This window comes from Variovorax boronicumulans NBRC 103145, from assembly GCF_001591345.1.
GTDB lineage: Bacteria > Pseudomonadota > Gammaproteobacteria > Burkholderiales > Burkholderiaceae_C > Variovorax > Variovorax boronicumulans.
Map to the genome: position 1 here is coordinate 41,538 of NZ_BCUS01000024.1, position 23,956 is coordinate 65,493.

At 67.8% G+C, this 23,956-nt stretch carries 24 protein-coding genes and 1 riboswitch; of the genes, 16 read left to right on the forward strand and 8 right to left on the reverse strand.

Features of this window, described 5'->3' with window-relative positions:
* Positions 1 to 9: 9 nt before the first annotated feature.
* The 3 genes from thrS to VBO01S_RS09800 form a co-directional block, all read right to left on the reverse strand.
* Positions 10 to 1,917 carry a threonine--tRNA ligase gene (gene thrS / locus VBO01S_RS09790; protein ID WP_062473452.1) on the reverse strand — a complete coding sequence of 636 codons (1,908 nt, stop codon included), beginning with the start codon at positions 1,915 to 1,917 and terminating at the stop codon, positions 10 to 12.
* A gap of 216 nt (positions 1,918 to 2,133) precedes the next feature.
* Positions 2,134 to 2,931 carry a thioesterase family protein gene (locus VBO01S_RS09795; protein WP_157627333.1) on the reverse strand — a complete coding sequence of 266 codons (798 nt, stop codon included), beginning with the start codon at positions 2,929 to 2,931 and terminating at the stop codon, positions 2,134 to 2,136.
* Between the two features lie 17 nt (positions 2,932 to 2,948).
* Entirely contained in the window at positions 2,949 to 3,263 is a 315-nt protein-coding gene (locus VBO01S_RS09800; protein WP_062473456.1) for a putative quinol monooxygenase, read from the reverse strand.
* A gap of 120 nt (positions 3,264 to 3,383) precedes the next feature.
* On the opposite strand from VBO01S_RS09800, the gene VBO01S_RS09805 reads away from it, so the two are divergent.
* The gene (locus tag VBO01S_RS09805) at positions 3,384 to 4,352 is read left to right on the forward strand and encodes a GlxA family transcriptional regulator (protein ID WP_062473458.1); all 969 of its coding nucleotides are present in this window, start codon (positions 3,384 to 3,386) and stop codon (positions 4,350 to 4,352) included.
* 97 nt (positions 4,353 to 4,449) lie between these two features.
* Here the strand turns inward: VBO01S_RS09805 and aceA are convergent, their stop codons facing one another.
* Entirely contained in the window at positions 4,450 to 5,781 is a 1,332-nt protein-coding gene (aceA, locus tag VBO01S_RS09810) for an isocitrate lyase (RefSeq protein WP_056579731.1), read from the reverse strand.
* 232 nt (positions 5,782 to 6,013) lie between these two features.
* The gene (locus tag VBO01S_RS09815) at positions 6,014 to 6,406 is read right to left on the reverse strand and encodes a gamma-glutamylcyclotransferase family protein (RefSeq protein WP_062473460.1); all 393 of its coding nucleotides are present in this window, start codon (positions 6,404 to 6,406) and stop codon (positions 6,014 to 6,016) included.
* Positions 6,407 to 6,441: 35 nt separating this feature from the next.
* Between VBO01S_RS09815 and VBO01S_RS09820 the strand changes: the two genes are divergently transcribed.
* Positions 6,442 to 7,371: a DMT family transporter gene (locus VBO01S_RS09820; RefSeq protein WP_062473462.1), complete on the forward strand. Its 930-nt coding sequence runs from the start codon at positions 6,442 to 6,444 to the stop codon at positions 7,369 to 7,371.
* A 155-nt stretch (positions 7,372 to 7,526) separates the two neighbouring features.
* Positions 7,527 to 7,970: an SWIB/MDM2 domain-containing protein gene (locus tag VBO01S_RS09825; protein WP_062473465.1), complete on the forward strand. Its 444-nt coding sequence runs from the start codon at positions 7,527 to 7,529 to the stop codon at positions 7,968 to 7,970.
* Between the two features lie 40 nt (positions 7,971 to 8,010).
* Here VBO01S_RS09825 and VBO01S_RS09830 read toward each other — a convergent pair whose 3' ends face one another.
* Positions 8,011 to 8,790 (reverse strand): AraC family transcriptional regulator, encoded by a 780-nt coding sequence (locus tag VBO01S_RS09830; RefSeq protein ID WP_062473466.1) that lies wholly within the window; start codon positions 8,788 to 8,790, stop codon positions 8,011 to 8,013.
* A 94-nt stretch (positions 8,791 to 8,884) separates the two neighbouring features.
* On the opposite strand from VBO01S_RS09830, the gene VBO01S_RS09835 reads away from it, so the two are divergent.
* Entirely contained in the window at positions 8,885 to 9,178 is a 294-nt protein-coding gene (locus tag VBO01S_RS09835) for a hypothetical protein (protein WP_062473468.1), read from the forward strand.
* Here the strand turns inward: VBO01S_RS09835 and VBO01S_RS09840 are convergent.
* Positions 9,144 to 10,868, reverse strand: coding sequence for a thiamine pyrophosphate-binding protein (locus VBO01S_RS09840; RefSeq protein WP_062473470.1), 1,725 nt, complete (start codon positions 10,866 to 10,868; stop codon positions 9,144 to 9,146). The genes VBO01S_RS09835 and VBO01S_RS09840 overlap by 35 nt on opposite strands.
* A gap of 95 nt (positions 10,869 to 10,963) precedes the next feature.
* On the opposite strand from VBO01S_RS09840, the gene VBO01S_RS09845 reads away from it, so the two are divergent.
* From VBO01S_RS09845 to arsC, 10 genes are all read left to right on the forward strand, one after another.
* Positions 10,964 to 11,620: a TetR/AcrR family transcriptional regulator gene (locus tag VBO01S_RS09845; RefSeq protein ID WP_062473472.1), complete on the forward strand. Its 657-nt coding sequence runs from the start codon at positions 10,964 to 10,966 to the stop codon at positions 11,618 to 11,620.
* A 155-nt stretch (positions 11,621 to 11,775) separates the two neighbouring features.
* Complete coding sequence (locus VBO01S_RS09850; RefSeq protein ID WP_062473474.1) at positions 11,776 to 12,759, forward strand: tripartite tricarboxylate transporter substrate binding protein; 984 nt, start codon at positions 11,776 to 11,778, stop codon at positions 12,757 to 12,759.
* Positions 12,760 to 12,888: 129 nt separating this feature from the next.
* On the forward strand, positions 12,889 to 14,064 hold the full coding sequence (locus VBO01S_RS09855; RefSeq protein WP_062473475.1) for a Gfo/Idh/MocA family protein: 1,176 nt from the start codon (positions 12,889 to 12,891) through the stop codon (positions 14,062 to 14,064).
* A 16-nt stretch (positions 14,065 to 14,080) separates the two neighbouring features.
* Positions 14,081 to 15,268 (forward strand): dihydrodipicolinate synthase family protein, encoded by a 1,188-nt coding sequence (locus VBO01S_RS09860; protein WP_062473476.1) that lies wholly within the window; start codon positions 14,081 to 14,083, stop codon positions 15,266 to 15,268.
* A gap of 8 nt (positions 15,269 to 15,276) precedes the next feature.
* Positions 15,277 to 16,155 (forward strand): sugar phosphate isomerase/epimerase family protein, encoded by an 879-nt coding sequence (locus VBO01S_RS09865; RefSeq protein WP_062473501.1) that lies wholly within the window; start codon positions 15,277 to 15,279, stop codon positions 16,153 to 16,155.
* A gap of 48 nt (positions 16,156 to 16,203) precedes the next feature.
* Positions 16,204 to 17,298: a DNA glycosylase AlkZ-like family protein gene (locus tag VBO01S_RS09870; RefSeq protein WP_062473477.1), complete on the forward strand. Its 1,095-nt coding sequence runs from the start codon at positions 16,204 to 16,206 to the stop codon at positions 17,296 to 17,298.
* Positions 17,299 to 17,612: 314 nt separating this feature from the next.
* Positions 17,613 to 19,793: a TonB-dependent siderophore receptor gene (locus VBO01S_RS09875; protein ID WP_082818066.1), complete on the forward strand. Its 2,181-nt coding sequence runs from the start codon at positions 17,613 to 17,615 to the stop codon at positions 19,791 to 19,793.
* A 98-nt stretch (positions 19,794 to 19,891) separates the two neighbouring features.
* Positions 19,892 to 20,050, forward strand: a riboswitch (FMN riboswitch).
* 113 nt (positions 20,051 to 20,163) lie between these two features.
* Positions 20,164 to 20,676: a 6,7-dimethyl-8-ribityllumazine synthase gene (locus tag VBO01S_RS09880; RefSeq protein WP_062473480.1), complete on the forward strand. Its 513-nt coding sequence runs from the start codon at positions 20,164 to 20,166 to the stop codon at positions 20,674 to 20,676.
* Between the two features lie 41 nt (positions 20,677 to 20,717).
* Positions 20,718 to 21,419 carry a glutathione S-transferase family protein gene (locus VBO01S_RS09885; RefSeq protein ID WP_062473484.1) on the forward strand — a complete coding sequence of 234 codons (702 nt, stop codon included), beginning with the start codon at positions 20,718 to 20,720 and terminating at the stop codon, positions 21,417 to 21,419.
* 31 nt (positions 21,420 to 21,450) lie between these two features.
* A complete protein-coding gene (gene arsC / locus VBO01S_RS09890; RefSeq protein WP_062473487.1) occupies positions 21,451 to 21,831 on the forward strand; it encodes an arsenate reductase (glutaredoxin) in 381 nt (126 codons plus the stop codon).
* Here the strand turns inward: arsC and queG are convergent.
* Complete coding sequence (gene queG / locus VBO01S_RS09895) at positions 21,828 to 22,910, reverse strand: tRNA epoxyqueuosine(34) reductase QueG (RefSeq protein ID WP_062473511.1); 1,083 nt, start codon at positions 22,908 to 22,910, stop codon at positions 21,828 to 21,830. The genes arsC and queG overlap by 4 nt on opposite strands.
* Here queG and tsaE point away from each other — a divergent pair.
* Positions 22,896 to 23,390: a tRNA (adenosine(37)-N6)-threonylcarbamoyltransferase complex ATPase subunit type 1 TsaE gene (gene tsaE / locus VBO01S_RS09900; RefSeq protein WP_056579690.1), complete on the forward strand. Its 495-nt coding sequence runs from the start codon at positions 22,896 to 22,898 to the stop codon at positions 23,388 to 23,390. The two genes, queG and tsaE, sit on opposite strands and share 15 nt — an antisense overlap.
* The coding region (locus VBO01S_RS09905) for an AMIN domain-containing protein (RefSeq protein ID WP_157627334.1) at positions 23,387 to 23,956 on the forward strand (570 nt) is incomplete at its 3' end. The genes tsaE and VBO01S_RS09905, both read left to right, overlap by 4 nt.

Genomic DNA, 23,956 nt, shown 5'->3' on the forward strand with positions numbered 1-23,956 from the left:
AGAGACAAATCAACGCTTGTCAGCAACGTCCTGGACGAGCCGTTGCGTGAACGATTCGAGGGACATTGCACCGAGGTCTTGATTGCCCCGGGCGCGCACTGCGACGGCACCTGCTTCCTTTTCCTTGTCACCCACGACGAGGATGTAAGGGAGCTTTTGCAACGAATGCTTCCGTATTTTATACGTAATCTTTTCGTTGTGCAGATCCAGCTGAACTCTAAGCCCTTGATTTTGCAGCGTTTTCGCAACTTGCGCCGCGTAGTCGGCCTGTCCTTCGCTGATATTGAGCACCGCCACCTGCACCGGAGCGAGCCATGCGGGCATGGCGCCGGAGTGGTGTTCGATCAGCATGCCGATGAAGCGCTCGAGGCTGCCGACGATGGCGCGGTGCAGCATCACCGGGTGGGCGCGGCCGCTCGATTCCGTGACGTACTCGCCGCCCAGGCGCTCCGCCGTGTTGAAGTCGACCTGCATCGTGCCGCACTGCCAGTGACGGCCAATGGCGTCGCGCAGCGTGTACTCGATCTTCGGGCCGTAGAAGGCGCCGTCGCCGGGCGAAATGACGAAGTCCACGCCCGAGCGGCGCAGCGATTCCATCACCGCGTGCTCGGCCTTGTCCCACAGTTCGTCGGAGCCGACGCGGTTCTCGGGCCGCGTCGCGACCTTGTAGAGAATGTCCGTGAAGCCGAAGTCGGCGTAGACCTTCTGCAGCTGTGCCGTGTAGGCGATACATTCGTCGAGGATCTGGTCTTCCGTGCAGAAGATGTGGCCGTCGTCCTGCGTGAAGCCGCGCACGCGCATGATGCCGTGCAGCGCACCGCTGGGTTCGTTGCGGTGGCACTGGCCGAACTCGCCATAGCGCAGCGGCAGGTCGCGATAGCTGCGCAGGTCGCTCTTGAAGATCAGCACGTGGCCCGGGCAGTTCATCGGCTTGAGCGCGTACTCGCGCTTCTCCGACTCCGTCGTGAACATGTTGTCGCGGTAGTTCTGCCAGTGGCCCGTCTTCTCCCACAGGCTCTTGTCCAGGATCTGCGGGCCCTTCACTTCCCAGTAGCCCGTGTCGCGGTAGATGCCGCGCATGTACTGCTCGACCTGCTGCCAGACCGCCCAGCCCTTGGGGTGCCAGAACACCACGCCCGGCGCCACTTCGTCGATGTGGAACAGGTCGAGTTCCTTGCCCAGCTTGCGGTGGTCGCGCTTCTCGGCTTCCTCGATGCGCTGGATGTACTGGTCCAGCTGCTTCTTGTCGGCCCAGGCCGTGCCGTAGATGCGCTGCAGCTGCTCGTTCTTGGCGTCGCCGCGCCAGTAGGCGCCGGCCAGCTTCGTGAGCTTGAAGACCTTCAGGAAGCGCGTGTTCGGCACGTGCGGGCCGCGGCACATGTCGACGTATTCCTGATGGTAGTACAGGCCCATGGCCTGCTCGTCGGGCATGTCTTCGACCAGGCGCAGCTTGTAGTCCTCGCCGCGCGACTTGAAGACCTCGATGACTTCCGCACGCGGCGTCATCTTCTTGATCACGTCGTAGTCCTGCGCGATCAGCTCGCGCATGCGCGCCTCGATGGCGGCCATGTCCTCGGGCGTGAACGGGCGCTCGAACGAGATGTCGTAGTAGAAGCCTTCGTCGATCACCGGCCCGATGACCATCTTGGCCGTCGGGTACAGCTGCTTCACCGCATGGCCGACCAGGTGGGCCGTCGAGTGGCGGATGATCTCCAGGCCCTCGTCGTCCTTGGGCGTGATGATCTGCAGCCTGGCGTCGCGGTCGATGACGTCGCTGGCATCGACGAGCTTGCCGTCGATCTTGCCGGCCACCGTCATCTTGGCGAGGCCGGGGCCGATGGACTGGGCCACTTCGGCCACCGAAACCGGGCCGGGGAACTCGCGGCGCGAGTTGTCGGGGAGCGTGATCTGGATCATGTGAAAACCTCGGGGAGAAAAACAAAAAAGCGCGGTGGATGCCGCGCTTTGCTTGGTTGGTGCGCTGGAAAAACCAGCGAGCGCGGGGCTACCGGCCCTTTCCTTCGAAGAAGAAAAAGCCGCCGAATCCTTGCGGGGTAGTTCGCGGTGTCATAACCAAGGTGCCTTTCTCGCTCTTGTTGAGTGCAGAGTGGGCGATTCTAGCCGCTGCCTGCTTCAGCCGCGCGCCTCGAACAGGAGGCTGGAAACGCACTGCCCGACCAGCCCGCCGCGGTCATGCAACTGCCCGACGGCATAGCCCGTGCCCATCGGGCCCGCAAGCGTGAGGGCATCGACCAGCATCCAGTCGCCGCGCGGCGCGCGCCGCAGGTTGATCGTCAGGTCGGCATTGACGAAGCCCAGCCGCGCCGGATGCGCCCACTGCGAGATGCCCGCCACGAGATCGGCCGCCGAGGCCACCTGGGCCAGCGGCGACGCGGCCTCGTCGTCGACCAGCGGCCGGCCCAGGCGCAACCACGCGGCCGCCGGGCCGGGCTCTAGGATCTGCCCGCGTGCCATGCGCACGTCCACGCCGGCAAAGAACGGGCTCATGCGGGACGCCACCGCGGGAATGGGCGCGCCCTCTTCCGGCGGCGCGAATGTCACAGCGGCGAAGGCGTCGGCGGCCGGCAGCGCGGGCGTCTGCCCGCTGCGCAGCAGCAAGGCGGTGCAACGCAGCACGGACTTGCCGTCCTGGACCATGTCGAACGCCACCGTGCGCGCCTTGGCGCCGTCGCGCAGCAGCGTGAATTCGAGCGTGATCGGCGCCCGGCTCGCCGGGCGCCAGAAATCGAAGCTCAACCGCGCCACCTCGCGGCCGCGGCTCGCCTCGTGCGCCTGGAGCGCGCGCACAAGCAAGGCGGCGGTCGCGCTGCCCTGCAGGGCGTCGGCGGACCACGGGCCGATGGCCGCCTCGGTGGGCACGAAGCGTTCGCCATCGCTGACGAACACCGGGTCGCCGATAGGTGTCGTCATGGGCTGCACCTGCACGCTCACGACGCCGCGGCCGCCACGTTCTTAAGGCCCAGCACTTCGATCGGCTCGATCGAGGGCGGTCCAGCGAACAGCTCGGGCGCCTGCGCCATCAGGGCCTGGGCGATCGGGCCGGTCAGGTGGGCCTGGCGGCCGGCTTCGTCCTCGAACGCATCGAACACGCCGAAGGTGCTGGGCGACAGCCGCAGCGCAAACCAGATCGGCGTGGTCTTTTCCTCGCGCGCCATGGCCAGGCCGGCCTCGAGGAATTGCTGGACGGCGACCTCCTTGCCGGGCTTGGCTTCAAGGCGGGCAAACAGTGCGAACTTGATCATGAGACATCTCCTGGGTGGACAACAACGGCGCACGGGATTGCGCAGCGCTGGCATGGACTCTAGGCAAGCCCCGCCCTCTGGACCATTGGCTTTTTTGACATCTTTGGTATCGTTATTGCCATGAAACTCGATGTCCTCGCCCTCGACGGCGTGTTCGATTCCGGCTTGGCCACGGTGCTCGACGTCTTCACCACCGCGAACGAAGTCACCGCCATGTTGCAGCTCAACGTGGCACCTTTCGAGGTCACCATCGTGGGCACCCGCAAGCGCGTGCGCACCGCCCAGGGTTTCACCGTGCCGGTGACGCACACGCTGGCCGACACCGGCGCCGCCACCGACTGGCTCATCGTCCCGGCGCTCGGCTGCAAGATGCCCGAGACGCTGGAGCCCGCCCTGCAACGCGCCGACGTCCGCGATGCCTGCGCGGCACTGCGCGCGCGCGCCGACGACGGCGGCTGCATCGCCGCCGCGTGCATCGGCACTTTCGTGCTGGCGGAAGCCGGCGTGCTCGCGGGCCACAAGGCGACCACCACCTGGTGGCTAGCCACCCTCTTCCGGCAGCGCTACCCGGCGGTGCTGCTCGACGATTCGCGCATGCTGGTCAGCTCGGGGCCGCTCGTCACGGCGGGCGCGGCGCTGAGCCACGTCGACATGGCGCTGTGGCTGGTGCGCCAGGCCAGCCCCGAACTCGCGGCGCTGGTCGCGCGCTACCTCATCGTGGACTCGCGCCCCTCGCAGTCGGCCTACGCGATCTCCGACCACCTCTCGCACGCCGACCCGCTGGTGGAGCGCTTCGAGCGCTGGGCGCGCGGGCGGCTGGCCGAGGGTTTCTCGCTCGACGAAGCGGCGCAGGCCGCGGGCACCAGCAAGCGCACGCTGGCGCGGCGCATGCAGCAGGTGCTGGGCAAGAGCCCGTTGTCGTACGTGCAGGACCTGCGCGTCGAACGCGCCGTGCACCTGCTCAAGACCAGCAACAAGAGCCTCGAGCAGATCGCGGGCATGGTCGGCTACGCGGACGGCGTCACCTTGCGCACGCTGCTGCGCCAGCGGCTGGGGCGCGGCGTGCGCGAGGTGCGGCTCGAGGCCTGAGCCCGGCCCGTCGGGCGCCCACGAAAAAGCCCGGCACGAGGCCGGGCTTGGGGGCGACAGCGCAACGCGCCGTCACTCAGCGATCAACGAAGGCAGCTCAGTGGAACTGTTCTTCTTCGGTCGAACCGGTCAGCGCCTTCACGCTGGACGAGCCGCCCTGGATCACGGTGGTCACGTCGTCGAAGTAGCCGGCGCCGACTTCCTGCTGGTGCGACACGAAGGTGTAGCCCTTGTCGCGTGCGGCGAACTCGGGTTCCTGCACCATGTTCACGTAGTGCTTCATGCCTTCGCCGTTGGCATACGCGTGGGCGAACTGGAAGGTGTTGAACCAGTTGATGTGGATGCCGGCCAGCGTGATGAACTGGTACTTGTAGCCCAGCGCCGACAGGTCTTCCTGGAACGAGGCGATCTGCTTGTCGTCCAGGTTCTTCTTCCAGTTGAACGACGGCGAGCAGTTGTACGACAGCAGCTTGCCGGGGCAGGCGGCGTGCACGGCTTGCGCGAATTCACGGGCGAAGCCGATGTCCGGCACGCCGGTTTCGCACCACACCAGGTCGGCGTACGGAGCGTAGGCCACGCCGCGGCTGATGGCTTGCTCCAGGCCGTTCTTGACGCGGTAGAAGCCTTCTTGCGTGCGCTCGCCGGTCAGGAAAGGCTTGTCGTTGGCGTCGTGGTCCGACGTGATCAGGTTCGCGGCTTCCGCATCGGTGCGGGCCAGGACGATGGTCGACACGCCCATGACGTCGGCGGCGAAACGCGCCGAGATCAGCTTCTCGCAGGCTTCCTGCGTCGGCACGAGCACCTTGCCGCCCATGTGACCGCACTTCTTGACGGCCGCCAGCTGGTCTTCGAAGTGCACGCCGGCAGCGCCCGACGCGATCATGTTCTTCATCAGTTCGAAGGCGTTCAGCACGCCGCCGAAGCCGGCTTCCGCGTCCGCGACGATCGGCAGGAAGTAGTCGATGAATTCCTTGTCGCCCGGGTTGATGCCGCGGCCCCACTGGATTTCGTCGGCGCGCTTGAAGGTGTTGTTGATGCGACGGACCATCGTCGGCACCGAGTCGTAGGCGTACAGCGACTGGTCGGGGTACATCGTTTCCGAGGTGTTGCCGTCGGCGGCGACCTGCCAGCCCGACAGGTACACGGCTTCGAGGCCGGCCTTGGCCTGCTGCATGGCCTGGCCGGCGGAGATCGCGCCGAAGGCGTTCACGTAGCCCTTCTTGGCACCGCCGTTGATCTTGGCCCAGAGCTTCTCGGCGCCGCGCTTGGCCAGCGTGTGCTCGATGGGGAGCGAACCGCGCAGGCGAACCACGTCGGCTGCGCTGTAGCCGCGCTTCACGCCCTTCCAGCGCGGGTTGGTGGCCCAGTCCTTTTCGAGGGCGGCAATTTGCTGTTCGCGGCTCAGTTGTTCGTTCAGGGTCTGGGGCATGGTCACTCCGTGAGGTTGATTGAAGGTTGGCGTTGCGGCCGTGGGGTTACTGTAATCCGATTGCGGACTCTTATGTCTTATAGAAGACATATTTTTGAACCAACAAAATCAACAACTTACAGAGATATTTCTCAATGAGAAATTATTTTTCTCATATCGAGAAAAAATATTGCGGCGCAGCAGTTCGGATTTTCGCGATGCGGAATCACTCTTTCGGTTGTGAAAACCACGCCTATCCCGCGGCGCCCGCCGCATGTGCGATCCAGTCGCCGCTGTCGATCACATGGTGGCCCGCGATGCGCGTCGGATGGATCTCGTAGACCAGGCAGTCGATCGATTGCCCGCCCACCGCCACACGCACGCGGCGCCGGATGTACTCGCCCGAATCGTCGTCGGCCACTTCCTCGAGCCGGTCGAGTTCGCGCTCGACCTGCGGCGCGATGCGGTAGACCTCGCCCTTCACACGCCCCGCACCGCCGAGCACCACGCCCGGGTACGCGCCCAGGTCGTACAGCGTGCCCGCGATGACGGCCTCGCCGACGAACACCGGCGCCGGCCGGTAGCGCGCGATGTCGTTGCGCCCGCCGCGCCGCAGCGTGCCGTAGACAAGAACGTGGGGCATCATCGAATCCATCCGATCAACAACCAGCGCCCAGTCTATTGAACCCCGCCGCTTCCACCTCCGGCCGCCTCGTGGCCTACGGCTGCCTGGCCTTGAGCATGTCGCTCGTCGGCATCTACGTCGCCCTCTCCAAGCCGCTGGTGGCCGCCTTCCCCGTGCTGCTGCTGGCGTGGCTGCGTTTCGGCATCGCGGCGCTCGCCATGCCGCATTGGCTCCAACCCACGCCCGACGAGCCGCCCATGAGCGCACGCACGCGCGGGCTCGTGTTCCTCGAGTCCTTCCTCGGCAACTTCCTGTTCTCGATCTGCATGCTGTTCGGCGTGAGCCTCACCAGCGCGGTGTCGGCGGGCGTGATCATGGCGTCGATCCCCGCGGTGGTTGCCGTGGCCAGCTGGCTCTTCCTGCGCGAGCGCATCACGGTGCGCATCGGCCTGGCCATTGCCTGCGCAGCACTGGGCATCGGCCTGCTCGCGTTCACGCCGGCGCATGCACCAACCTCCACCAGCAGCACGGCCGGTGCGCCGTCGATGCCCTGGCTGGGCAACCTGCTCGTGTTCTGCGCGGTGCTCTGCGAGGCCGCCTATGCGGTGATCGGCAAGTCGCTCACCGGCAAGCTGGGGCCCAAGCGCATCGCGTCGCTCATCAACCTGTGGGGCTTCGTGCTGTCGATGCCCTTCGGCATCTGGTTCGCGCTGCAGTTCGACTTCACCGCCGTGCGCTTCGGCACCTGGGCGCTGCTGGTCGCCTACGCACTGGCCGCCAGCATCTGGACCGTGTGGCTGTGGATGACCGGACTTCGCCACGTACCAGCGGCACAAGCGGGTGTCTTCACCGTGCTGCTGCCCGTCAGCGCGGCCCTCGTGGGCGTGCTCGTGCTCGGGGAAAACCTCACTTCGCCGCAGCTGCTTGCGTTCGCAATCGCCCTCGTGGGCGTGGTGCTGGCGACGTGGCCGGGGCGACGAACGTGAACAACGTCCCTTCTCCCCTCTGAAAAAACAACAGCTCCCAATGAAAAAAGCGCTTTTTCCCTTGGAAACGCGTTTTTTCTCATTTAGCATCCGCATTGCCACTGGAGACGCAAGTTTTTCATTGGTGAACGTTCAACCAAAAAAGGAAATCAACCATGGCAACTGCAAAGAAGGCTCCGGCCAAGAAAGCTCCGGCAAAGAAGGCCGCTCCCGCAAAGAAGGCTGCGGCTCCTGCAAAGAAGGCCGCACCGGCCAAGAAGGCAGCGGCGCCCGCCAAGAAGGCTGCTCCTGCAAAGAAGGCTGCACCGGCGAAGAAGGCTCCTGCAAAGAAGGCCGCTCCCGCCAAGAAGCGCACCCCCAACGCTGCGTTCATGAAGGCCCTGACCCCCAGCCCGGCACTGGCCGCTGTGGTCGGTTCGACGCCTCTGCCGCGCACCGCTGTGGTGAGCAAGCTGTGGGACTACATCAAGAAGAACAACCTGCAAGACAAGGCCAACAAGCGCAACATCAACGCCGACGCCAAGCTGAAGGAAATCTTCGGCAAGGCCCAGGTTTCGATGTTCGAACTGGCTGCGCTGATTGGCAAGCACGTCAAGTAAGCGTTCGGGGGCCTCGTGCTCCTGAGTCAAAAAGCCCGCGTCATGCGGGCTTTTTTTTCGCCTGCAGCAAGCCCTCACCCGCCTCGAAGAAGCGCGCGGGCGTGCAGCCGAAGTGCTTGCGGAAGGCCTCGATGAAGGCACTCACCGAGCTGTAGCCCACCGTCAGCGCCACCGCCGTCACCGGCTCGCGCAGGCTCAGCAGTTCCACCGCCTTCAGCAGACGCGCCTGCTGGCGCCATTGCGTGAAGCTCAGCCCGGTCTCGGCAGCGAAGCGGCGCGTGAGCGTGCGACGGGCCATGGCGATGCGATCGGCCCAGTCGTCGATGCCGCCGGACAACGCCGGATCGTCCGCCAGCGCACGCGCCATCGCCACCAGCCGCGGGTCCTGCGGCATGGGCAGGTGCAGCGACTCTCGCCCGCCGGCCGCCAGTTCGTCGACCAGCACGCCCACCAATCGCGCGCGGCGGGGCTCCTGCAGTACGTCGGATGGGTCCAGCGACATCAGCCGCGCCACCAGCTCTCGCACCAGTGGCGTGGCGGCAAAGACGTGAGGCCCGTCCGGCAGCGCCGCCGCGGCCGATGCATCGATGTGCAGGCTCCACCCCGACGTGGCACCAAAGCTCTGTGCGGCATGGGCGCAGCGCGGCGCGATCCAGCCGATCCATCCCGGCGGCTGCACCCAGCGGCCCGCGGGCGTCTCGATGACCTGCAGGCCTTCGCGCAGCGCGAACAGCTGGCCGGTCTCATGCGCGTGGTAGCCGGTGATGCGCGGTGCTTCGTGCGCATAGCGCCAGAGCGTCGCGGGCGATTCAGCCGCCATGGCTGGCCCGCACGCGGTATCGATTGGCCCCGCGCCGCAAGCCGGGGACCGCCCCGCTGCCTAGCATCGAAGGCATCTCCACCAAGGAATCCCCATGAAAGCGCAAGACATCATTCCCGACGGACAGGACTTCACCGTCATCGACGGCCACACCGTGCGCAAGGGCTCGGTCGGCGCCTTCCTCGCCAATGCGCGCGTGCTCGAAGACCCGAACGCCACGGCCGACGAACGCCGCGTCGCCCGCGACGACCTCGCGGCGCTGATTCCCACGCTCGACGCGCTCGGCCTGTTCGACGTCTTCGAACTGCGCTCGCCCGCGCTGCGCGACGAGGTGGCCCGCCATCGCGTGACGCTCAGCCCTGCGCCTGCTGCTTCGCCGCGCGCGTGATCGACGCCAGCGTGCCGCGCGTGGTGATCACCTCGGGGTCGAGCGGGATCTCGATCAGCGTGCCGGTGTCGGCCGCCAGCGCGCGCAGCAGCGCGGCCTCGAACTGCGACGTCTCGGTGACGCGCTCGGCCGCGTAGCCGTAGGCGCGCGCCAGGCCGCAGAAGTCGGGGTTGCGCAGCGCGGTGCCGCTGGTGCGCTCGGGGTACTCGCGCTCCTGGTGCATGCGGATCGTGCCGAACATGCCGTTGTTGAGCAGCACGACGATGCTCTTGCCGCCGTGCTGCGAGGCCGTTGCCAGCTCCTGCCCGTTCATCAGGAAGTCGCCGTCGCCCGCGATGGTGAAAGCCACGCGCCCGGTGGCGATGCTCGCGGCAATGCCCGCTGGCACGCCATAGCCCATCGCGCCGCTGGTGGGCGCCAGCTGCGTCTTGGCGCCCTTGGCGAGCCCGTGGTAGCGGAAGTAGCGGTGCACCCAGCTCGCGAAGTTGCCGGCGCCGTTGGTGATGGCCGCATCCGCCGGCAGGTGCTTCTGCAGCAGCGCCACCACGGCCGCCATGTCGACCGCGCCGCGCGGCGTCTCGGCCGGCATGCCGGCGAGCGCCTGCGGCTGCAGCCAGGCTTCGTAGTCGGCATGCAGCTGCTGCGTCCAGGCTTCCCACGGCAGCGAGGGCGGCGCGCTCAGCACCTCGAGGCTGCGCGCCGCGGCGCTCATGCCGGCGTTGATTGCCAGGTCGGCCTGGTAGACGCGGTTCAGCTCCTCGGCGCTCGCATGGATGTGGACCAGCGTCTGCTTCGCCTTCGGCGCTTCGAGCAGCGTGTAGCCGCCGGTCGTCATCTCGCCCAGGCGCGGGCCGATGGCCAGGACCAGGTCGGCGTCCTTCACGTGCTGCGCGAGCTTCGGGTTGATGGCGATGCCCACGTCGCCCGCGTACTGCGGGTGGTGGTTGTCGAAGGTGTCCTGGAAGCGGAAGGCGTTTGCCACCGGCAGGCGCCAGTTCTCGGCGAAGCGCTGCAGCGCCTGCGCGGCCTGCGGCGTCCAGCCGCCACCACCGGCGATCAGCAGCGGGCGCTGCGACTTCAGCAGCAGCTCGCGCAGCGTGCGCAGCGCGCCCGGGTCGCTCCACGGCTGGACCGCCTCCACGCGCGCCAGCGGCCGTGCCGCCGTCTCGGTGCGCAGCATGTCCTCGGGCAGCACCAGCACGACCGGGCCCGGGCGGCCGTTCATCGCGGTGGCGAAGGCGCGCGCGATGTACTCGGGGATGCGGTCGGCGTCGTCGATGCGCTCCACGCGCTTGGCGAAGCCCTTGGTACTCGGCCCGAAGAAGCTGGCGTAGTCCACTTCCTGGAAGGCCTCGCGGTCGCGGAAGTCGCTGCCGACATCGCCCACGAACAGCACCATCGGCGTCGAATCCTGGAACGCGTTGTGCACGCCGATCGAGGCATTGGTCGCGCCCGGCCCGCGGGTCACGAAGCACACGCCCGGGCGCCCCGTGAGCTTGCCGTGCGCCTCGGCCATGAAGGCCGCACCGCCCTCCTGCCGGTTCACCACGAAACGCGCGCGGTCGCGGTAGGCATGGAAGCCATCGAGCACCGCCAGGAAGCTCTCGCCCGGCACGCCGAAGGCGAGTTGCATGCCTTGTTCGACCAGGCACTCGACGATCAGGTGGCCCGCGGGTTGTGATGTACTCATGGAAAGTTCGAACCTCAGTTGCAAATATCTCCGGCGATTATGTGTGCCTGCCTTCCACGCCTTGTCTTAATTCCCCAATTGGTTAAATTCGCGTCATGAAGGCCCTCAAGGACTCTTTGCCCGAAACGCTCGAGCCGCGCTCGCGCGACGCCGACCGCTCGCAACTGGCCATCCTCGCGTCGGCGCGCGACGAGTTCGCCGCACGCGGCCTGGCCGGTGCGCGCATGGACAGCATCGCCGAGCGCGCAGGCCTGAACAAGCGCCTCATCTACTACTACTTCGGCAGCAAGGACGACCTGTTCCTGGCCGTGCTGGAGCGCGTGTACGCCGACATCCGCGCCGCCGAGCAGCGCCTGCACCTGGACGAGATCGAGCCCGTCGAGGCGATCCGCCAGCTGGTGTCGTTCACCTGGCACTACTACCTGGAGCATCCCGAGTTCATCACGCTGCTCAATAGCGAGAACCTGCACGGCGCGGCGCACCTGAAGCGCTCCGACCGCATCCAGGAGATGAACTCGCCGCTGGTGCAGCTGCTCGACACCGTGCTGGAGCGCGGCAAGAAGGACAACCTCTTTCGCGCCGGCGTCGACCCGGTGCAGCTGTACATCTCGATCGCCTCGCTGTGCTATTTCTACCTCTCGAACAACCACACGCTGTCGGCCATCTTCGGGCGTGACCTGCGTGCGCCCAAGGCGATGGCGCAACGCCTCTCGCACATGACCGATCTCGTGCTGGGCTACGTCCTGCACTGAGCCTTCGGGCGCTGCAGGCGCCCTTTTCCACGCCCCCGGGTTTTCACCAAGCAGCGTCGGTTGACGCTGCGGCGCAGCCGTTCCTACAATTCACTAATTCACTCAATGGTGAATTGATGACTCAAGAACTGCGGCCCGACCGCGCGGAGACAACCTTGAAGCAACTTGCACGCACCACCCTCCTGGCCTCGCTGACCTGCCTGGCCGCCCTGCTGCCGGGTCTGGCGGCCGCGCAGAACGGCTACCCCACCAAGCCGATCCGCGTGATCGTTCCGTTCGCCGCCGGCAGCACGACGGACATCATTGCCCGCGCCATCGCCGACAAGATGGGCACCAGCATGGGCCAGGCGCTGATCATCGAGAACCGCGGCGGCGCCAGCGGCACCATCGGCCAGCAGGCGGTGGCCACCGCCGCGCCCGACGGCTACACGGTGATGATCCATTCGTCGTCGCACACGGTGAGCCCCTCGACCTTCGCCAAGCTGCCCTTCGACACGGTGCACGACTTCGCGGGCGTCACGCCGATCTCGTCGCTGCCCAACGCGCTCGTCATCTCGCCCAGCAAGAACATCAAGACCCTGCCGCAGCTGCTGGCCGCCGCGCGCGCCAAGCCCGGCAGCATGAACTTCGCCTCGGCCGGCCAGGGCAGCGCCACGCACCTGAACGCCGAGAAGTTCAAGATGGCCGCGAAGATCGATGCGACCAACATCCCGTTCAAGGGATCGGGTGAGGCCGTCACCGAGGTGCTCTCGGGCCGCGTCGACTACTACTTCTCGCCCATCGCGCCCGTCATCGGCCAGATCAAGGAAGGCCAGTTGCTCGCACTGGCCGTGGGCTCGCCCAAGCGCGCCGCCGCCCTGCCCGATGTGCCCACCACCACCGAAGCCGGCGTGCCCGGCTCCGAGTTCAACTTCTGGATCGGCATGATGGCGCCCGCCAAGACGCCGCGCGACATCGTCAACCGCCTGCACGACGAGGTGGTCAAGGCCCTGGCCACGCCCGAGGTAAAGGAGCGTTTTCTCAAGCTGGGCGCCGACGCCTGGACGCTCAAGCCCGAGCAGTTCGACGCCTACATCAAGGACGAGATCACCAGCAACGCGCAACTCGTGAAGGCCGCCGGCCTCGCGGTCCAGCAGTAACAGCAGACACACCGAGGTCTCGCACCGCGTCGTGCACGCGGGGCAGCCCGGCCTGCCCCGGCGTTGCCACGCGCCACGCCGATCGAAGCCCCTTTCTCTTTTCCCCTGCATCTCCCCAAGGAACCCACGATGGCAATCCAACGTCTCGGAATCATCATGCACGGCGTCACCGGACGCATGGGCATGAACCAGCACCTGATCCGCTCCATCTGCGCCATCCGCGCCCAGGGCGGCGTGACGCTGTCCAACGGCGACAAGGTCATGCCCGACCCGATCCTCATCGGCCGCAACGCCGAGAAGATGGAAGCGCTCGCCAAGGCCCACAACATCCCGCGCTGGGGCACCGACCTCGACCAGGCGCTCGCGAACAAGGACGACACCGTCTTCTTCGACGCCGGCACCACGCAGATGCGCCCCACGCTGCTGGCCAAGGCCATCCGCGCCGGCAAGCACGTGTACTGCGAGAAGCCGATCGCCACCAACCTCAACGAAGCCGTCGAGATCGCCCGCCTGGCCGACGAAGCCGGCAAGGCCACGGGCCTGAAGCACGGCGCGGTGCAGGACAAGCTCTTCCTGCCCGGCCTGCGCAAGCTCGACATGCTGCGCCGCGCGGGCTTCTTCGGCCGCATGCTCAGCGTGCGCCTGGAGTTCGGCTACTGGGTGTTCGAGGGCGACCTGCAGCCCATCCAGCGCCCGAGCTGGAACTACCGCAAGGAAGACGGCGGCGGCATGATCCTGGACATGATGTGCCACTGGCGCTACGTGCTGGACAACCTGTTCGGCGAGGTGAAATCGGTGTCGTGCATCGGTGCCACCCACATCCCCACGCGCTGGGACGAAGCCGGCAAGCCCTACGAGGCCACCGCCGACGACGCGGCCTACGCCACCTGCGAACTCACGGGCCACAACGGCGAGCCGGTGATCGCGCAGCTCAACATGAGCTGGGCCACGCGCGTGCGCCGCGACGACCTCGTGACCTTCCACGTCGACGGCACCGACGGCTCGGCCGTGGCGGGCCTGTCGAGCTGCCGCGCCCAGTCGCGCGTGGCCACGCCGCGCCCGGTGTGGAACCCCGACGAGAAGCAGACGATGAACTTCTTCGACCAGTGGCAGGAAATTCCGGACTCGCAGGCCTACGACAACGGTTTCAAGATCCAGTGGGAACACTTCATCCGCCACGTGGTGGAAGACGCGCCCTACAAGTGGACGCTGCCCGAAGGCGCCAAGGGCGTGCAGCTGGTCGAGGCCGCGCTCGCCTCGTGGCAGGAGCGCCGCTGGATCGACGTGCCCACGCTGAAGGTCTGAAGAAGAAGACAAAGCCATGGCACTGTCGCTGACCCTCCCCACCGCGAGCGGCGCGCTCGCGCCCTACGCCCTGCGCGGCACCGCGCCGGTGAAGCCCGACGCGGGTGTCAAGTTCAACCGCATCGCCTACTCGGCCGCGCACGTCGTGGCCGACCCGCTCGCGGCCGTCGACCCGTGGCTGCAATGTGCGGTCGACTGGGACACCACCATCGCCTACCGCCGCCACCTGTTCTCCCTGGGCCTGGGCGTGGCCGAGGCGATGGACACCGCGCAGCGGGGCATGGGCCTCGACTGGCCCACGTCGCTCGAACTGATCCGCCGCTCGCTCGACGCCGCGAAGGACATGCCCGGCGCGCTCGTCGCCTCGGGCTGCGGCACCGACCACCTCAACATCGACGACGTGAAGAGCGTCGACGACGTGATCCGCGGCTACGAAGAACAGATGGCCGCCATCGAGGCGCTCGGCGGCAAGCTGATCGTGATGGCCAGCCGCGCACTGGCCCGCGTGGCCAAGAGCCCCGCGGACTACGAGCGCGTGTACGACCGCATCCTGAGCCAGGCGAAGCAACCCGTGGTGCTGCACTGGCTGGGCGACATGTTCGACCCGGCGCTCGCAGGCTACTGGGGCACGAAGGATGTCGACGCGGCGATGGACACCGCCGTGGGCATCATCGCGGCGCATCCAGAGAAGGTCGACGGCATCAAGATCTCGCTGCTCGACAAGGACAAGGAAATCGCGATGCGCCGCCGCCTGCCGAAGGGTGTGCGCATGTACACGGGCGACGACTTCAACTACGCCGAACTGATCGCCGGCGACGGCTTCGGCAGCGAGCCGACGCACGGCAAGAGCGATGCGCTGCTGGGCATCTTCGACGCCATCGCGCCGGCTGCGAGTGCCGCGCTCGGCGCACTGGCGCAAGGCAACAGCGAGAAGTTCCACGCGATCCTCGGCCCCACGGTGCCGCTGTCGCGCCACATCTTTGCGGCGCCCACGCGCTTCTACAAGACGGGCGTGGTGTTCATGGCCTGGCTCAACGGCCACCAGAAGCACTTCACGATGGTGGGTGGGCAGCAGAGCACGCGCTCGCTGCAGCACTTCGCCGAGCTCTTCCGTCTCGCGGATGCGGCCAACCTGCTGGAGCAGCCGGAACTCGCGGTGCGGCGCATGAAGACGCTGCTGGCGCTGCACGGCGTGGAAGGCTGATGGCGACCATGCGCGATTTCTCGCAGAACCACGACTGGCTGTCGATCAACACGGCGACCATCCGCAAGCAGTCGGGCGCCGAGGTGCCGCTGGACCGCCTCATCGACCAGTGCGCCGAACGCGGCATCCGCGCCATCAGCCCATGGCGCGACCAGGTTGCGGCCGTCGGGCTCGACAAGGTGGCCAAGCAGTTGAAGGCGCACGGCATCGGCCTCTCGGGCTACTGCCGCGGCGGCTTCTTTCCCGCGCCCGACGCGGCCGGCCTGACGGCCGCGCTCGACGACAACCGCCGCGCCATCGACGAAGCGAAGACGCTGGACGCGCCCTGTCTTGTGCTCGTGGTCGGCGCCCTGCCCGGTGCGCTCGACGGCAAGGCGGCGTACAAGGACATCAGCCGCGCGCGCAATGAAGTGCGCGACGGCATCGCCGCATCGCTCGACTACGCGCGCGAGGTCGGCATGCCGCTGGCCATCGAGCCCCTGCACCCGATGCAAGCGGCCGACCGCGCCTGCATCAACACGCTCGAGCATGCGCTCGATCTGTGCGACGAACTCGATGCGGGCAAGACCGGCATGCTCGGCGTGGCGCTCGACATCTACCACGTGTGGTGGGACCCGAAGCTGCAACAGCAGATCGCCCGCGCCGGCCGCGAACGGCTGCTGGCGTACCACGTCTGCGACTGGCTCACGCCGACGCGCGACCTGCTCTCCGATCGCGGGATGATGGGTGACGGCGTTGTCGAGCTGAAGAAGATCCGCGGCTGGGTCGAGGACGCGGGGTTTGCGGGGTTCAGCGAGGTCGAGATCTTTTCGAACCTGGACTGGTGGCAACGGACTGGGGCCGAGACGCTCGACGTCTGCATCGAACGACACCGCAGCGCGGTCTGATCGATCCGGCCGAAGCGAAAGGCAGCCGCTTGTGCTGCAATCCGCCCCATGGCTGACCCCACCCTCGACGACCTGCGCCGCTACGCCGTCGCGCGCACCCTCTTCACGCCCACGACGCTGCCCGCCGCCATCCGCAAGCTCGGCTTCGTGCAGGCCGACCCGATCCGCGCGCCGGCGCGGGCGCAAGACCTCACGCTGCGCCATCGCGTGAAGGACTACCGCGCGGGCGATCTCGAAAGCCGCTACGCGCGGCTGGCGATCGAGGAAGACTGCCTCGTCAACTACGGCTTCCTGCCGCGCGAACACCTGGCGCTGATGCATCCGCGCGAGGCCAAGAAAGCCTGGGACGCCGACACGCGCCGCAAGGCCGCCGACGTGCTGGCCTATGTGCGCGAGCACGGCCCGGTGCATCCGCGCCAGGTCGAGCAGCACTTTGCGCATGGCCGCATCCAGAACTACTGGGGCGGCTCCAGCAACGCCACCACGCACCTGCTCGACGGCATGCACTACCGCGGCCTGCTGCGCGTGGTGCGGCGCGACAGCGGCACACGGGTGTACGAAGCGGTGAGCCATCCGCCCGCCGACGACAGCCCCGCCGGGCGCGCGCAGCGTGCGGCGGCGCTCATCGAACTGGTGGTGCGCAAGTACGCGCCGCTGCCAGCCACGAGCCTGACCTACCTCGTGCGCCTGCTCGGCTACGGCGCACCGCACCTGGCTGCGCAGACGCAAGCGGCGTTGCGGCTGGCGCGCGAGGAACTGGCCAGTTGCCGCATCGACGGCACGACGTGGTACTGGCCCGCCGACGAGAACCCCGCCTCGCGCCGCCATGCGCCCGACGACGCGGTGCGCCTGCTCGCGCCCTTCGACCCGGTGGTGTGGGACCGCCGCCGCTTCGAGCTGCTGTGGGGCTGGACGTACAAGTTCGAGGCCTACACGCCCGCGCCGAAACGGCAGTTCGGCTACTACGCGCTGCCGATGCTGTGGCACGACCGCGTGATCGGCTGGGCCAACGTGAGTGCGTCGGAAGGTCGGTTGCAGCCGGCCTTCGGCTACGCCGACGCGAAGAAGCCGCACGGCGCGGCCTTCCGTGCGGGCCTCGACGAAGAACTGCACCGCATGACGCAGTTCCTCGCAGGCCGTTGACGCCGCCTTTTATAATCGCCCGCCTCAGCCAGCCGCCCGCGCCCGCCGCGAGCCCGCCAGCCGTCTTCGAAGGAACGAAGACGCAGCAGCCCGAGCGACGACACATCCCGTCGTCGCCCCCGGCCACTGCCCCCACGACGCCGTAGACACACAACACCAGCCGGATGCGCTTTCCTTTCGGAATGCGCCACGGCACGCGCTCGTTCGTTTCCGTTTTTTTCGATCGCACCCGAGAAGCCATGGCGCGCCTGACCGCGCCGCAGCCACTCCCCCGCCCTAGACACGTCCGAAGCAGGACACAGGAGAAGCTGCACATGACACTCAAGAATCGCCGCCCCGGAACGCCGCGCACGCGGCGGGGCTATGCCACGCTCGCGGTCACCGCCGTGGCGCTCGCCGCCAGCGCACATGCCCACGCGCAAGAAACCGCCGCTGCCGAAACGCGGCAGGCGCTGCCCACCGTCACCGTCTCGGGCGATGCCGGCGAGACCGCCACCGGCCCCGTGACGGGCTTCGTCGCCAGGCGCGGCAGCACCGCCACCAAGACCGACACGCCGCTGATCGAGACGCCGCAGGCCATCTCGGTCGTCACGCGTGACCAGATCGAAGCCCAGGGCGCGCTCACCCTGCGCGAGACCACCAACTACACGGCCGGCGTGGTGTCGAGCTACTTCGACAGCCGCGTGGATTCGTTCAAGGCCCGCGGCGGCGACGCCGTGCAGTACCTCGACGGCCTGCAACGCACCTACGGCACCTACAACGCCAGCCGGCCCGACCCGTACATGCTCGAACGCGTCGAGCTGCTGCGCGGCCCTTCGTCGGTGCTCTACGGCCAGGGCGGCATCGGCGGCGTGCTCAACCTCGTGTCGAAGCGTCCGCAGGCCGAGACGCAGCGCGAGGTGCAGCTGCAGCTGGGCAACAACGCGCGCAAGCAGATCGCCGCCGATTTCACCGGCTCGCTCGATCCCGAGAGCAAGTGGATGTACCGCCTCGTGGCCGTGAACCGCGACAGCGGTACGCAGGTCGACCACGTGTCGGACGACCGCATCGCGATCGCGCCCTCGCTCACCTGGCGCCCGAACGCCGACACCTCGCTCACGCTGCAGGCGTCCTACCAGAAGGACAAGAGCGGTTCGCTGATCGGCTTCTTCCCGTGGCAGGGCACGCTGCTGCCCTCGCTGTACGGCCGCATCCCGACCTCGACCTTCACCGGCGAACCGGGCTTCGACCGCTTCGACACGCGCAGCACCTCGCTGGGCTACCTGTTCAGCCACCGCATCAACGACACCTGGACGGTGCGCCAGAACCTGCGCTCGACCGAGAGCAAGGTCTGGTACAACACCTCGTACACCAGCTTCACGGCCAACCGCCTCACGGGCCGTCCGGCGCGCCCGGTGTTCAACGCCGACCAGCGCACCATCGAGCGCGACCTGAGCAGCGACATCAACGGCGGCAAGATGCTGCTGCTCGACAACCAGGCCGAGGCGCACTTCAGGACCGGCGAGGTCGAGCACACGCTGCTGCTGGGCGCCGACTTCCAGCGCAACACCACCTCCAAACTCTCGGGCCGCGGCCGTGCGGGCGCGCTCGACGTGTACGCGCCGGTGTACGGCAACTACACGGCCCCCACCAGCTACACGCGCGCACCCGAGGTGGTGCAGAAGCAGGCGGGCCTGTACGTGCAGGACCAGGTCAAGTACGGCCGCTGGATCGGCCTGCTGGGCCTGCGCCACGACAAGGCCACCACCGACACCGAAGGCCGCCCCTCCGCGGCGGCCGACGACAAGGCCACCACCAAGCGCGCCGGCCTGGTCTACCTGGCCGACGGCGGCTGGGCACCGTACCTGAGCTACGCCGAATCGTTCCTGCCGCTGGGCGGCGTCGACACATCGAACAACCCCTTCAAGCCGCAGCGCGGCAAGCAGTGGGAAGCCGGCGTGAAGTGGGAGCCCGCGGGCCAGCGCACCTCGTTCCTGGCGGCCGTGTACGACCTGCGCGACACCAACCGCAAGACCACCGACCCGACCAACCCGCTCAACAGCGTGCAGCTCGGCGAAGTGCACGTGAAGGGCCTGGAGCTCGAGTACAAGGGCAGCATCGCGCGCGACTGGGACTGGATCGCCTCGTACGCCTACACCGACGCGCGCGTGTCGAAGAGCAACGGCTCCGACCTGGGCAAGCGCATCTCGGGCGTGCCCAAGCACACGGCCTCGGCCTGGGTGACCAAGCGCTTCTCGATCGGCGGCCTGCACGGCTTCTCGGCCGGCGGCGGCGTGCGCTACCTGGGCAAGTCGTACGACGGCATGGACAGCAACCCCGCGCCCGCGGTCACGCTGTTCGACGCGATGTTCGCGTGGGACAACGGCCCGCTGCGCCTGGCGCTCAACGTGGCCAACCTGACCGACAAGGTGCAGATCACCACCTGCCTGGCGCGCGGCGACTGCTTCTACGGCCAGCGCCGTACCCTGACCGCGAGCGCGACGTACCGCTTCTGAAGAAAATCCCCGCGCGGGCGAAGGTCTGGCGCGCGGGTGACAACCCCGCGCTGCACGGGGCTTCTAGAATCGCGCCGTCGTCCGGTTCGCCGGACGGCAAGCGTTCTCAGGGCGGGGTGCAATTCCCCACCGGCGGTGATGGCAACGAAAGTTGCACAAGCCCGCGAGCGCCTCGGACCTGCCACAGGTTCGAGGGTCAGCAGATTTCGGTGCGATTCCGAAGCCGACGGTCACAGTCCGGATGAAAGAGAGCGCGAAATGCGGGCATGCCCGCGCGCCTTGCTTTGCTCTTTTTTGGCAGACCGGCGCGCGAGCGGGCCTGTGGTTTCGTGCGCCCTGATTCAGGAAACCTGCTTTCAAGAGGCACACCATGAGTCAGATCAACGACCTTCCCCTTTCTGCCGTCACCGCGTCGGGTTCGCCGCGCGGCCAGCGCATCGCATTCGTCGAGGCGCAATGGCATTCCGACATCGTCCACCAGGCACGTGACGCCTTTCTCGAAGAGATGGCGCGGCTCGGCGTGGCGCGCGAGCTCATCGACATCTTCGATGTGCCCGGCGCCTTCGAGATCCCGCTGCACGCCAAGCGCCTGGCCAACTCGGGCAAGTACGCGGCCATCATCGGCTGCGCGCTGGTGGTGGACGGCGGCATCTACCGCCACGAATTCGTCGCCAACACCGTCGTCAGCACGCTGATGTCGCTGCAGCTGGAGACCGACGTGCCGATCTTCTCGGCCGTGCTCACGCCGCACCACTTCCACGAGCACGTGGAGCACCGCAAGTACTTCCACCGCCACTTCGCGGTCAAGGGCACGGAAGTGGCCGAGGCCTGCTTCAAGACGCTCGAGGCGCTGGACAAGGTCGACGCGCTGCTGGCCGCCTGAGCGGGTTGGCAAGAGGCGCACGCCTGCAGTACCCTGCGCGGATGGCCTCTCCATCCGCCCCGGCGGTCGCAGCAGCAGCTGCCGACCGCTACACCCTCTATGGGGCGCCCGGCTCGGGCGCCACGCCCATCCACGCCGCGCTGACGCTGATCGGCGCGCAGGTCGACACGGTCGACATCGCCCCCTGGGAGGGCGAGTCCGAACGCGAGCGGCTGACCGGCGTCAACCCGATGCAGCAGGTGCCCGCGCTCGTGCTGCCTTCGGGCGAAGTCATGACCGAGAGCGCGGCCATCCTCATCTGGCTCGGCGACCGCTACCCCGAGGCCGGGCTCTGCCCCGCGCCCGGCGATCCGCGCCGCGCGCAGTACCTGCGCTGGATGGTCTACCTGCCGGCCTCGATCTATTCGATGTTCTGGGTGCGCGACGAGCCTTCGCGCCTCGCGGCCGATGCCGCCGCGCAGGCCGTGGTGCTCGAGCGCACGGCCGCGCGCATCGCGCACTGCTGGCACCTCATGGACACGCAGATCGACGAACCGTCGCCCTACCTGCTCGGCGACAAGCTCAGCATGCTCGACCTGTACGTGACCGTGGTGTCGCGCTGGACGCCGACCCGCCGGCGCTTCTACCGCGTGGCGCCGCGCATGGCGCGCGTGGTGCGGCGCGTGGACGCCGACCCGCGGCTGGCCGCGTTCTGGGCGGCGCGCTTTCCGTTCTCGATGGATGCGGACGAAGAGACAAGCTGAGGCCCGTTCTTCTCTTCTCATAATCGACGCCATGACCGCACGCACACCGACCACCGCCTACCCGATGACGATCTATCACAAGCCCAACTGCAGCACGTCGCGCAACGTGCTGGGCTTGATCCGCGAAAGCGGCGTGGAGCCCGAGATCGTCCTGTACCTGGAAACGCCGCCCTCGAAGAAGAAGCTGCGCGAACTGGCGAAGGCCATGGGCCTGACGGCGCGCGACCTGCTGCGCACGAAGGAAGCGCCTTACGAAGAGCTGAAGCTGGCGGACGAGAAATTGACCGACGACCAGCTGTTCGACGCGATCGTCGAGCACCCGATCCTGCTGCAACGCCCGATCGTGGTGTCGCCGCGCGGCACGCTCATGTGCCGGCCGTGGGAACGCGTGCGCGAGATTCTTCCCGCTTAAATCGGTTGATCTTCGGGCTGCTGCGCCAGCCCCCACGCGACATGCTCGCGCACCAGTTCGCTCGGATGTCCGGCGCGCGTGGCCAGCGCTTCCTTCGCGCCGCCCTCGCCTGAGCGCACCGCATTGCCCAGCGCCACCGCGATGTTGCGCAGCCAGCGCTCGTGGCCGATGCGGCGGATCGGGCTGCCTTCGGTGCGGCGCAGGAAGTCTTCCTCGCTCCACGCGAACAGCTCGGCCAGCGTGCGGCCCGTGAGCCCCTCGCGCGCGTCGAAGTCGGGCAGCGTGCTCTTCTTCGCGAACTTGTTCCAGGGGCAGATCAGCTGGCAGTCGTCGCAGCCGTAGATGCGGTTGGCCATGAGCGGGCGCAGCTCCACCGGAATGGCGCCGGCGTGCTCGATCGTCAGGTACGAGATGCAGCGGCGCGCATCGAGCCGCTGCGGCGCGACGATGGCGCGCGTCGGGCACACATCGATGCAGGCGCTGCAGCTGCCGCAGTGCGCGCTGACGGGCTCGCTCGGCGGCAGGGCCATGTCGACGTAGATTTCGCCCAGGAAGAACATCGAGCCCGCGTCGCGGTCGAGCACCAGCGTGTGCTTGCCGCGCCAGCCCTGGCCGCTGCGCGAGGCGAGCTCGGCCTCGAGCACCGGCGCCGAATCGGTGAAGGCGCGGTGACCGAAGGGGCCGACCTCTTCGGCGATCTTCTCGGCCAGTTTGGCCAGGCGGTTGCGCAGCACTTTGTGATAGTCGCGGCCCCGCGCGTACAGCGACACGATGGCCTCGCCGGGGCGGCGCAGCCGGTCGAACTCGATGGCCTGCCACTCGGCGTCGGTGTCGCGCGGCAGGTAGTCCATGCGCGCGGTGATCACGCTCACCGTGCCCGGCACCAGCTCCGCGGGCCGCGCGCGGCGCGTGCCGTGCGTTGCCATGTATTGCATTTCTCCATGGAACCCATGGGCCAGCCATTGCATCAGACCGTCTTCGGCGCTCGACAGATCGACGCCCGCGATTCCGATTTGGGAGAATCCGAGTTCCCGGGCCAAGGCCTGAATACGAGCAACGAGTGGATGGCTGACGATCACTTGCCGATTGTAGAAACGCGCACCCTGCGCTGGCAGGGTGAAGACGACACCGACGCGCTGGCGCGCGCGCTCGCCGCATCGCCCGCATTGCGCGACGCTTTCATCGCGCTGCAGGGCGACCTGGGCGCCGGCAAGACCACCTTCGTGCGTCACCTGCTGCGCGCGCTCGGCATCACCGGGCGCATCAAGAGCCCCACCTACGCGGTGGTCGAGCCGCACGAGGCGCCCGACGGGCTGGCCATCTACCACTTCGACTTCTACCGTTTCGCCGACCCGCGCGAATGGGACGACGCGGGCTTCCGCGACATCTTCGCGGGCCCGGGCCTCAAGCTGGCCGAGTGGCCGGAGAACGCCGCGGGGCGCACCCCACCTGCCGACCTAGCTATTAAAATAGAAGCAATGACCGACGACACCCGCAGCGTGACCCTCCTGGCGAACACCCCTCGCGGCAGCGACCTGCTGGCGTGCCTGGCCGCATGAAGGCGACCGGCCTGAAACGGCGCGTGCTGCTGCAAGGCGGCAGCATCGCGCTGATGCTGGGCGTGCACCAGATCGCGCGCGGCGCCAGCATCCTCGCCGTGCGCGTGTGGCCCGCCGCCGACTACACCCGCGTGACCATCGAGTCCGACGCCCGCCTCAACTCGCAGCAGCTCGTGGTCGGCAGCCCGCCCCGGCTGGCCGTGGACATCGAGGGCATCGACCTGAACACCGAGCTGCGCGACCTGGTCGGCAAGATCAAGCCCGGCGACCCGTACATCAACGGCCTGCGCATCGGGCAGAACGCACCGAAGGTGGTGCGCATCGTGTTCGACCTGAAGCAGACCGTGCGCCCGCAGGTGTTCTCGCTGGCGCCCGTGGCCGCCTACAAGCACCGGCTGGTGCTCGACCTGTACCCCGAGCAGGCCATCGACCCGATGGAAGCGCTGATCGCCGAGCGGCTGCGCGATGCGCCCAAGAACGGCAGCAGCACCACCGCCCCGAGCAACGGCCCGGTCGTCGCCACCGCCCCGCCCGCCCCCGCCGCACCATCACCAGCCCCCGCGCCG